The sequence below is a fragment of the Frankia nepalensis genome (assembly GCF_016786325.1).
In the GTDB taxonomy this organism is placed as follows: domain Bacteria; phylum Actinomycetota; class Actinomycetes; order Frankiales; family Frankiaceae; genus Pseudofrankia; species Pseudofrankia nepalensis.
Map to the genome: position 1 here is coordinate 1 of NZ_JADWYU010000065.1, position 8917 is coordinate 8917.

Below are 8917 nucleotides of genomic sequence, written 5' to 3' on the forward strand. Positions count from 1 at the left end.
GGGGGGGGCCCCCGGGCCCGGGGGGCCGGGGGGGGGGCGGGGCGCCCCGCGCATGCGCGGCGCGACGCACATATCAACGCGACGTCACACAGCGTACGCACATCGGACCACGTTGTGGCATGAGTCGAGTTCCCCCACCGGACACTGATTGGACGCTCCAGGCGGCTCGGACGATGTCCGCCAGCCATCACTTCGCCGAGATCGGCACAGCACGGCCCTAGCCCTCGCGGCGGTACAAGATGACGCAGGTCACAACAAGACGTGCTATATCGGTGGCGAAAGCTCATCCGGTTGAGGCGGTCACGGGACGGTCGAGCACAAACAAGGGCAGTTATCCACAAGCAGAAGCATCCGGAGGCACCTCGCGTGGAAGAACTGGTACACCCTTCGTAGTCGGAGCGGAGGACCTGGCAACGAGCCGGCCTCTGACCGCGCGGCCGGCATGGCCGCTCGAGCGGAGATCCGGGGCTGGACAGCGGGGGACGAAAGGCGGACCGGCCGAAGCGGGCCTTCCCGACTGGCTTCGCCAGTCCGGCGAGGACCCCGGCGTGGCGACGGCGAAGCCGCGCGCGGCCGGCGGACGAGAGGAGTAAGGGACGTCCATGAACGACCGATTCCTGCAGCTCAGCGACGTGGCGGAGATCCTCAACATCTCGGCGTCGCAGACCTATGCGCTGGTCCGCAGCGGGGAGCTGCCCGCGATCAAGATCGGCGGCCGCGGCCAGTGGCGGGTCGAGCGCTCCGAACTGGAGGCGTACATCCAGCGCGCCTACGAGCAGACCAGGGCCTTCGTGCTGGCCAACCCCCTGACCCGCCACGAGCCCGTCCCGGAGGACTGAGCCGCTTCCCGTCCGCTCGGGCTGTGGGAGCCCGAGCTCGTACGCGGGCGGCGGCGCCCAGGCGGGCCGCCCCGCCAGCCGCGCGGCGCTCGGGCCCGTGGCGGCGGTGGGGCGACGGCGGCGCGACCGCGGCCCTCAGGCGGCGCGGCGCAGCACGGCGACCGCCGCCAAGGGGATCGTGCACAGGGCGACGTCGCGCGGCCGCCGGAACTCGCCCGGGGCGTGTTCGGCGAGGTCGACGAAGTCCGCCCCGACCCGGTCCACGGTGCCGCTGACCGTCCGTCCGTCGGACAGCGTGACCAGGCACCCCGACCGGTCCCTGGCGACCCCGCGCAACGCGTGGCGAAGGTCCAGCCGAGCGCCCACCCGGCCCTCGTGCCCGGGGGGCGCGGACTCGCCGAGCAGCCCACGGACCGCGAGCACGGACCGCGCCGGGACCAGGGCCTCCACGCCACCGGCGTCCTCGAGCAACAGCCAGTCCACTCCCAACGCGAGCAGCCGTCCGTCGACCGCGCCGCGTTCGGGCCCCATCGAGCCCGCGAGGTCGACCCGCACCCGGTACCCGACGGCCGGGCGCAGCCGGTCGACCAGCCGGAGGTACCCGGCCTCCCTGCGGCTCCGATCCGCGATTTCCAGGGCGAGCTCCGCCGCCTCGGCGGCCTCCCACTGTGCCTCGAGATCCGCGAACAGCGCCTCCCAGCGCAACCTCGCACCCCTTTCGACCGTCCCGACAATACGGACCGCGACCATTCTGTCGCCCACGGGCCGCGACTCGAGATCATCGTTTGCTATCGGGACAGACAACCAGGATTGACACCTTGCCACCAGAGCGCTACACAGGCAAACGCAGGCAAACGAAAGCTGTCAGAGCCGACAGCGCGCAGACACCTCGGGCGGACGTCACTTCCCCGGCCCGGACGGCCCACGGGGACGGACGGCGCCCGGACGGCGGCCGTCCGGGGGGACAACCTCCCCATCGATCCGAGGCGGGCCCAGAGTGTTCGCTGCTGAGGGAGCGGGCGCGACGGCCCACGGCTCGAAGCGAGGCGGGATGAGAGCAATCCGACGCGTGACGCGGTCCGTTCTCGGGATCGCGTTGGCGGGTGGCGTGGCGGCGGTCCTGATCGTCGCCGGCCCCGGGCTCGCCGACCTCCCGGCCGGCGTCTCCGACGTCCCCGACTGGTTCTCCGCCGCGCCCGAGCAGGCGCTGGTCACGGCCGTGGCGGCGGCGGCCTGGGCCTGCCTGCTCTGGCTGTGTCTGGGCGTGGTCGTCGGTTCGTTCGCGGCGCTGCCCGGGGCTGCCGGGCGCGGGGCCGGGCGGCTCGCCCGGTGGATGCTGCCGCGCGCGCTGCACCGCGCGCTCGAGGTCGGCCTGGGCCTGACGATCGTCGCGAGCAGCGCCAGCGGGCTGCTCGCCACCTCCGCGTCGGCCAGCGTCCTGCCCCGGGCCCCGGCCGCGGCCATGCCCGACCTAGGCCTTCCCTCGACGACCGGCGGGGCGATGCCCGACCTCTCGCTGCCGAGCACCACCAGGACCCCGGCGCCGCCCGCCCCGTCCTCCGCCGGCATGCCCGATCTGTCGCCGCCGGCCGCCCCCGGCCCAGCGGCCCCGCCACCGGCCCCAGCGCCAGCTCCAGCCCCGCCACCAGCTCCAGCCCCGCCACCGGCTCCAGTCCCGGCCCCGGCCCCGGCCTCCAGCCAGGCGCCCACCCAGAACCCGGCCCCGCCGCCCCAGCCCGCATCGACCCAGCCGGCTCCGCCTCCGCCAGCTCCGGCCCAGCCCACGTCGGCGCCTCCGCCGCCCAGCGCCGCCCCCAGCCCACCGAGCACTCAGGCGTCCCCGCCGGCCAGCACCAGCCCGGCTCCACCGCCGACCCCGGCCAACACCGCCACCCCCGCGCCCGCCTCCGACCTCCCGACCTCCAGCCCGACCTCCAGCCCGACCTCCACCCCGCCCCCCACCTCGCCGGCCGGGCCGACTCCGACGCCCGCGACCACGGCCTCCCAGCCGGCGGGCCTGCCCGACGGAACACCGATCGTGCCGCTGACCCCGCGCGTCCCTGACCAGGGCGACCCCTCGGTCACTCCGGGAACGGGCGCCTCCCCGCCGGCCCTGACCCCGTCGGCCCTGACCCCGACCACGCTGACCCCGATTCCCCTGACCCCCACAGCCACGCCCCCGCCGGCCATGTCCCCGCCGGCAACCAGCCCGACAGCGGAGCCTTCGGCCGCCTCGGCGTCGCCGGCTGGCCCGCCCAGCACGTCTCCGACCGCCCCGTCGCCCACACCGGGCTGGACCGTCGGCCCGACGGCCACGTCGGCGCCGACCAGCGCCCCGACTCCCTGGATACCGACGATCACCGACAATGCCTCGCCGCCGGCGGGCCCGGCCGCGGTCATCCGGCCGGTGGACGGGCCCGGCCAGGTCTGGCCGGACCTGTCGGGGCCGGTGACCGCGCCACCCCCGACCTACGCCGACCCGGTGGTGCCGCCAGCCCCGCGCGGGATCGGCGAGCCCGCCGGAGCCGGCTCCCTGGCCGGCCAGGGTGAGGTCGTGGTCCTCCGCGGCGACTCGCTGTGGACGATCGCCGCCCGCCACCTCGGCCCGGCCGCCACCGACGCCCAGGTCGCCTCCGAATGGCGACGATGGTGGGCAGCCAACCGGGACGTGATCGGCCCTGACCCGAACCTGATCCATCCCGGTCAGCGGCTTCGGCCGCCTCCCGGGCCCTGACCCCGCCCGGGCCGGCCGCCCGCGCGAGATGGCCGAAAGCCTTGAACCGCCGGCATCCCAGCCAGTCTGGCCGACTCACCGCCGGAGACCGAGCGTGACCACCATCCCCGCGTCGGACCAGCCTAGGCCGGTGCCGGCACTGCGCGGGCTGCCGGCCGTCATGACCGAGCCGCCCTATGACGACGGGCCGTCGCCCACCGCGCAGGCCGCCCGGCGTCCCGCTCTGCCCGGCATCCGGCGCGGTCCCGGCACCGGCGGCTCCGCACGGAGCCGGGGCGGGCGGCACGGCGTCGCCGCGGGTCGCGGACCCGGCGACGTCCGCCTGCCAGCGCCGCCGTCCCCCGATGGGGCCCTTCCCCGTGACCCGTTCCGCGCGACGGCGGACGACGCTCCAGCCCTGACCACGAAGAAGATCACCATGGCGCCCCAGGCCACCCACCAGACGGGGCGCCGCGCGCCGACCCGAAGCCAGCCGCGGATCCGTGACAGCCGGTTCCGGGAGATCCCAGGGCCGGCCGCGACCATCGTCGTCCGGGCGATCGTCGAGATGCTGGCCGGCGTCCGGCCGGTCTCACATCTGACCGGCTGGACCACCCCACGACTGCAGGGCGCGCTGGAACGGGTCGGCGGTCAGTACCCGGGCCGAGGCTCGGTGCGCAGCATCCGCATCGGCGAGCCCCGTCCGGGCGTCGCCGAGATCGCCGCGGTGGTCAACCGCGGCGACCGGGTCGCCGCCATCGCCCTACGGATGGAGTACACCGGCGGCCGCTGGCAGGTGACCGCCCTCCAGATCGGCTGACGCCGTCACCCGCCGCGCGTCAACCGCGGCGGGCCGGGTCGCCGTGGCAGCGCTTGTACTTGCGGCCCGAGCCGCACGGGCACGGAGCGTTGCGGGCAGGCCCCTTCGGGTCACCGCCGACGCCGTTACCCGACAGCCCGCCGCCTCCGCGCTCGTAGGAGGTGACCGGCTCGGCCCCGCCATCGACCGACGGCGCCGAATACTGCAGACCCCCGGTCGGACGGCGCGGTTCCAGCCCCTTGACGAACACCGGCGGCGGCGGAGCGGACTCGGGCGGCGGCGGGGCCGCCGGGGCCCGCCGCGCGGCGGCGGGCGCCGGGCCGCCCGCCCTGCCTGGCCGGGTACCGCCCGTGGCCTTCGCCGTTGACGGCCGGGCGGACGCCGGCGTCTCGGCCGACGGCTTCAGCGGGGTGAGCGGGGCCGGCGCCTGCAGGCTGGGAGCGGCGGGCGCCGCGGGCTGCTCGTCCCGGCCGGCGACCTGGACCTCGAGGTTGAACAGCAGCCGGACGGACTCTTCCTTGATGGCGTCCATCATGTTCTGGAACATGGCGTAGCCCTCGCGCTTGTACTCGACAAGCGGGTCACGCTGCCCCATCGCCCGCAGGCCGATGCCCTCCTGCAGGTAGTCCATCTCGTAGAGGTGCTCGCGCCACTTGGTGTCGAGCACGTTGAGCACGACGCGCCGCTCCAGGTCGCGCATCAGCGGCTCGCCGTCGGGGCCGTCCCCGAGCTCCGCCTCGCGCCGGTCGTAGGCGTCCTGGGCGTCGGTCTGCAGGTCCTCCACCAGCATCTCGGAGGTCAGGCCGTCACGGTCGTCGACACCTGGCGCCTCCACCCCGACCGGGTAAAGCTGGCCGAGGCCGGTCCACAGCGTGTCGAGGTCCCACTCCTCGGCGAAGCCCTCGGCCGTGGCGCCCTGCACGTAGGCGACGACCGTGTCGTCGACGAAGTGCCGGACCTGCTCGTGCAGGTCGGCCCCCTCGAGGACGCGGCGGCGCTCCTCGTAGATGACGGAACGCTGCGCGTTCATGACCTCGTCGTACTTCAGGACGTTCTTGCGGATCTCGTGGTTCTGGCCCTCGACCTGGCTCTGCGCCGACCGGATCGCCCGCGTGACGATCTTCGACTCGATCGGCACGTCCTCCGGGATCTGCAGCCGGTCCATGATCCCTTCGACGGTGGCGGCGTTGAACAGCCGCATCAGGTCGTCGCCCAGGGACAGGTAGAACCGGGACTCGCCGCTGTCGCCCTGCCGGCCGGCGCGGCCGCGCAGCTGGTTGTCGATCCGCCGGGACTCGTGCCGCTCGGTGCCCAGGACGTAGAGGCCGCCGGCCTCCAGGACCTCGTCGTGCTCGGTCGCGACGGAGGCCTTGGCCTTCTCCAGCGCCTCCGGCCAGGCCTCCTCGTACTCCTCGGGCGTCTCCCGGGGCGAGAGCCCCCGGGTGCGCAGCTCGGCCTGCGCGATGAACTCGGGGTTGCCGCCGAGCATGATGTCCGTGCCGCGGCCGGCCATGTTCGTCGCGACCGTGACGCCGCCCTTCCGCCCGGCCTCCGCGACGATCATCGCCTCGCGCTCGTGCTGCTTGGCGTTGAGCACCGCGTGCTTCACGCCCCGCTTGGTGAGCTGCTTGGACAGGTACTCCGACTTCTCGACGCTGGTCGTGCCGACGAGGACCGGCTGGCCCTTCTCGTGCCGGGCGACGATGTCCTCGACGACCGCGTTGAACTTCGCGACCTCGGTCTTGTAGACGACGTCGGCCTGGTCGGCCCGGACCATCGGCCGGTGGGTCGGGATCGGCACGACGCCAAGCTTGTAGGTACCCGCGAACTCGGCGGCCTCGGTCATGGCCGTACCGGTCATCCCGGACAGCTTCTCGTAGAGCCGGAAGTAGTTCTGCAGGGTGATCGTCGCCAGGGTCTGGTTCTCCTGCTTGATCTCGACCTTTTCCTTGGCCTCGATCGCCTGGTGCATGCCCTCGCTGTAGCGCCGGCCGTGCAGGATACGGCCGGTGAACTCGTCGACGATCAGGACCTCGCCGTCCGTGACGATGTAGTCCTTGTCCCGCTTGTACAGCTCCTTGGCCTTCAACGCGTTGTTCAGGTAGCCGACGAGCGGGGTGTTCACCGACTCGTAGAGGTTCTCGATGCCGAGCTGGTCCTCGACCTTCTCCACCCCGGTCTCGGTGATGGCGACGGTGCGCTTGCCCTCCTCGACCTCGTAGTCGGTGTCGCGGGTGAGGATCGGGGCTATCCGGGCGAACTCCGTGTACCAGCGGGTCGGCTGGTCGGCCGGGCCGCTGATGATGAGCGGCGTGCGCGCCTCGTCGATGAGAATCGAGTCGGCCTCGTCGATGATGGCGAAGTTGTGGCCACGCTGGACGAGCTCGTCGGCGCTCCACGCCATGTTGTCGCGCAGGTAGTCGAAACCGAACTCGTTGTTCGTGCCGTAGGTGATGTCGCAGGCGTACTGCTCGCGGCGCGCCGGCGGCGGCATCTGCGGGTGGATCACACCGACCGTGAGCCCGAGGAACCGGTGGACGCGGCCCATGTTCTCGGCGTCGCGCTGGGCCAGGTAGTCGTTGACGGTGATCACGTGGACGCCCTTGCCGGCGAGCGCGTTGAGATAGGCCGGCAAGGTGGAGACCAGCGTCTTTCCCTCACCGGTCTTCATCTCCGCGATGTTGCCGAGATGAAGCGCGGCCCCACCCATGATCTGGACGTCGAAGTGCCGCTGGCCGAGCGTGCGGCGCGCCGCCTCACGCACGGTGGCGAACGCCTCCGGCAGCAGCGAGTCCAGCGTCTCCTCGCCGTCGGCCAGGCGCTGACGGAACTCGTCGGTCATCCCGCGGAGCTCGGCGTCGGAGAGGCCGACGAAGTCGTCCTCGATAAGGTTCACCTGCTCGGCGATCCCGGTGAGCTTGCGCAGGATCCGTCCCTCGCCGGCGCGCAGGACCTTGTCAAGTAGCACGGGTTGGACTCCTCCGGCTGGCGTGTCGACACTCTGCTGTTTGCGGCCAACTGGGGGCCCTGCCGACACCACGATGCTAGTCCTTCGGCGGCACCCGATCGGAACCCACGACGCGCCCCGGCGCGAGCGTTGCCGCGAAAACCCATCGACCGGCACCGGCACCGGCGGCATGCTGGGGCCGCGCCGGGGCCAACCGCGCCTGTCCCCTCTTTCCGCCAGGAGTAGTCGATGTCCGCACTCGAGCCGGTCGAGATCACGGCGGGGGCGCTGCACCTGCGGCCCTGGCGGCCGGACGACGCCGACGCCGCGTTCGAGGCGTGCCAGGACCCCGAGATCCAGCGGTGGACCTCGGTGCCGTCGCCGTACCGGCGCTCCGACGCCGTCGAGTTCGTGTCCGAGCGGGCCCCGCTCGGCTGGTCCACCGGCACGTCCGCGACGTTCGCGGTGGTGGACGCGACCTCCGGCGGGCTGCTCGCCTCGGTCGGCCTGCAGGACCTGCGGGACGCGGCGGGGCTACCGGGGGCCGGGGCGGGCGGGGACGGCGAGGTCGGCTACTGGTGCGCGGCCCCGGCCCGCGGGCGAGGGGTCACCACCGACGCGGTGCGGGTGCTCTGCCGCTGGGGCTTCGGCGCGCTGGGGCTGGCGGTGATCCGCTGGCAGGCGCTCGTCGGCAACGAGCCGTCCCTGGCGGTCGCGCGCGGGGCGGGGTTCCGCCTCGACCCGGAGCCCCGGCCCCTCCCGCATCCCCGAGGCGGCGTCGCCGACTACTGGACCGGCACCCTGACGCCGTAGCGGGGGCGCTGGCCAGCGGACCGGTGACGATTGCCTCGCGCCAGACGAGGGTAACGGGCGTCACTTCGGGCAGGGGTTTGGTGTGATCTGCCAGGACTCCGGAGAAACGGACAGATGACGCTTTACATGGCACCCCGCCATAGCCCTGCCAATTCTCTTGATTCTTCGCCAAGGGACCTGTGAGAGTGAGAAGTGAGTTGACCAGTTTCCACGCCGCTCCGCGGCACCCCTGATCACGTGAGTTCACGTCGATCAGGGGAAGGCGGACCGGCGGGAACCCCTCGCGCACAGGGTGAGCCATGATCGTCAAAGGTTTGCCTGTCTGGGGTTGCCAGCGCCGACCGTGACTCTCTCTCCGCGCCGACAGCACTGACGCCAGGTTCGCTGAAGGGAACGTCATGTCCGAGATCCGAAGCTCCAGGTCCGACGGTGCGTCCATGTCCAGAAACGGCTCATTCCAGGGCCTCGACTCCGCGACCCTCAACCGCGCGCTGGCCGGGGTACGCGCCCCGCAGGTCGCCGCCGCGCACCAGGCCCACCTCCGTCACGACGCCTCCGTCGCCGGCCGGCGACGGGCTGCCATGTCCGCCACGGTGGCCGCCCGCCGGCGCACCAACTTCCTGCTCGGCGCGCTGGACGGCCTGCGCCGGAGCGCCGGCGGCGCCACCAGAGCCCGCGGCTCGAGCGGCTCGACCGGATAGACACCCGCGCGGCGCCGCCGGGGGCCCCCCGCGGGCCCCCGGGGGGGGGGGGGGGGGCCCCCCCCCCCCCCCCCCCGGGGGGGG

Annotated in this window: 7 protein-coding genes; 5 read left to right on the forward strand and 2 right to left on the reverse strand. The window is 73.5% G+C overall.

The window, feature by feature from the left end; genetic code table 11:
• The first annotated feature begins 602 nt into the window (after nt 1–602).
• Entirely contained in the window at nt 603–839 is a 237-nt protein-coding gene (locus tag I6A81_RS02875) for a helix-turn-helix domain-containing protein (protein WP_203007086.1), read from the forward strand.
• A 135-nt stretch (nt 840–974) separates the two neighbouring features.
• Here I6A81_RS02875 and I6A81_RS02880 read toward each other — a convergent pair whose 3' ends face one another.
• Nucleotides 975–1544, reverse strand: a complete 570-nt coding sequence (locus I6A81_RS02880; RefSeq protein ID WP_203007085.1) for a hypothetical protein — start codon at nt 1542–1544, stop codon at nt 975–977.
• A gap of 364 nt (nt 1545–1908) precedes the next feature.
• Here I6A81_RS02880 and I6A81_RS42925 point away from each other — a divergent pair, with 364 nt between their 5' ends.
• The gene (locus tag I6A81_RS42925) at nt 1909–3573 is read left to right on the forward strand and encodes a LysM peptidoglycan-binding domain-containing protein (protein WP_307874426.1); all 1665 of its coding nucleotides are present in this window, start codon (nt 1909–1911) and stop codon (nt 3571–3573) included.
• Between the two features lie 94 nt (nt 3574–3667).
• Nucleotides 3668–4372, forward strand: a complete 705-nt coding sequence (locus I6A81_RS02890) for an Rv3235 family protein (protein ID WP_203007084.1) — start codon at nt 3668–3670, stop codon at nt 4370–4372.
• A gap of 19 nt (nt 4373–4391) precedes the next feature.
• Here I6A81_RS02890 and secA read toward each other — a convergent pair whose 3' ends face one another.
• Nucleotides 4392–7340, reverse strand: coding sequence for a preprotein translocase subunit SecA (gene secA / locus I6A81_RS02895; protein WP_203007083.1), 2949 nt, complete (start codon nt 7338–7340; stop codon nt 4392–4394).
• A gap of 228 nt (nt 7341–7568) precedes the next feature.
• Between secA and I6A81_RS02900 the strand changes: the two genes are divergently transcribed.
• Entirely contained in the window at nt 7569–8132 is a 564-nt protein-coding gene (locus tag I6A81_RS02900) for a GNAT family N-acetyltransferase (RefSeq protein ID WP_203007082.1), read from the forward strand.
• A 437-nt stretch (nt 8133–8569) separates the two neighbouring features.
• Entirely contained in the window at nt 8570–8833 is a 264-nt protein-coding gene (locus I6A81_RS02905) for a hypothetical protein (protein WP_307874427.1), read from the forward strand.
• Nucleotides 8834–8917: the final 84 nt, after the last annotated feature.

Bases quoted from the DNA above. Each gene is read 5' to 3' on its own strand.
- I6A81_RS02900 (WP_203007082.1), top strand. From the start codon at position 7,569: ATGTCCGCACTCGAGCCGGTCGAGATCACGGCGGGGGCGCTGCACCTG.
- I6A81_RS02905 (WP_307874427.1), top strand. From the start codon at position 8,570: ATGTCCAGAAACGGCTCATTCCAGGGCCTCGACTCCGCGACCCTCAAC.
- I6A81_RS02875 (WP_203007086.1), top strand. From the start codon at position 603: ATGAACGACCGATTCCTGCAGCTCAGCGACGTGGCGGAGATCCTCAAC.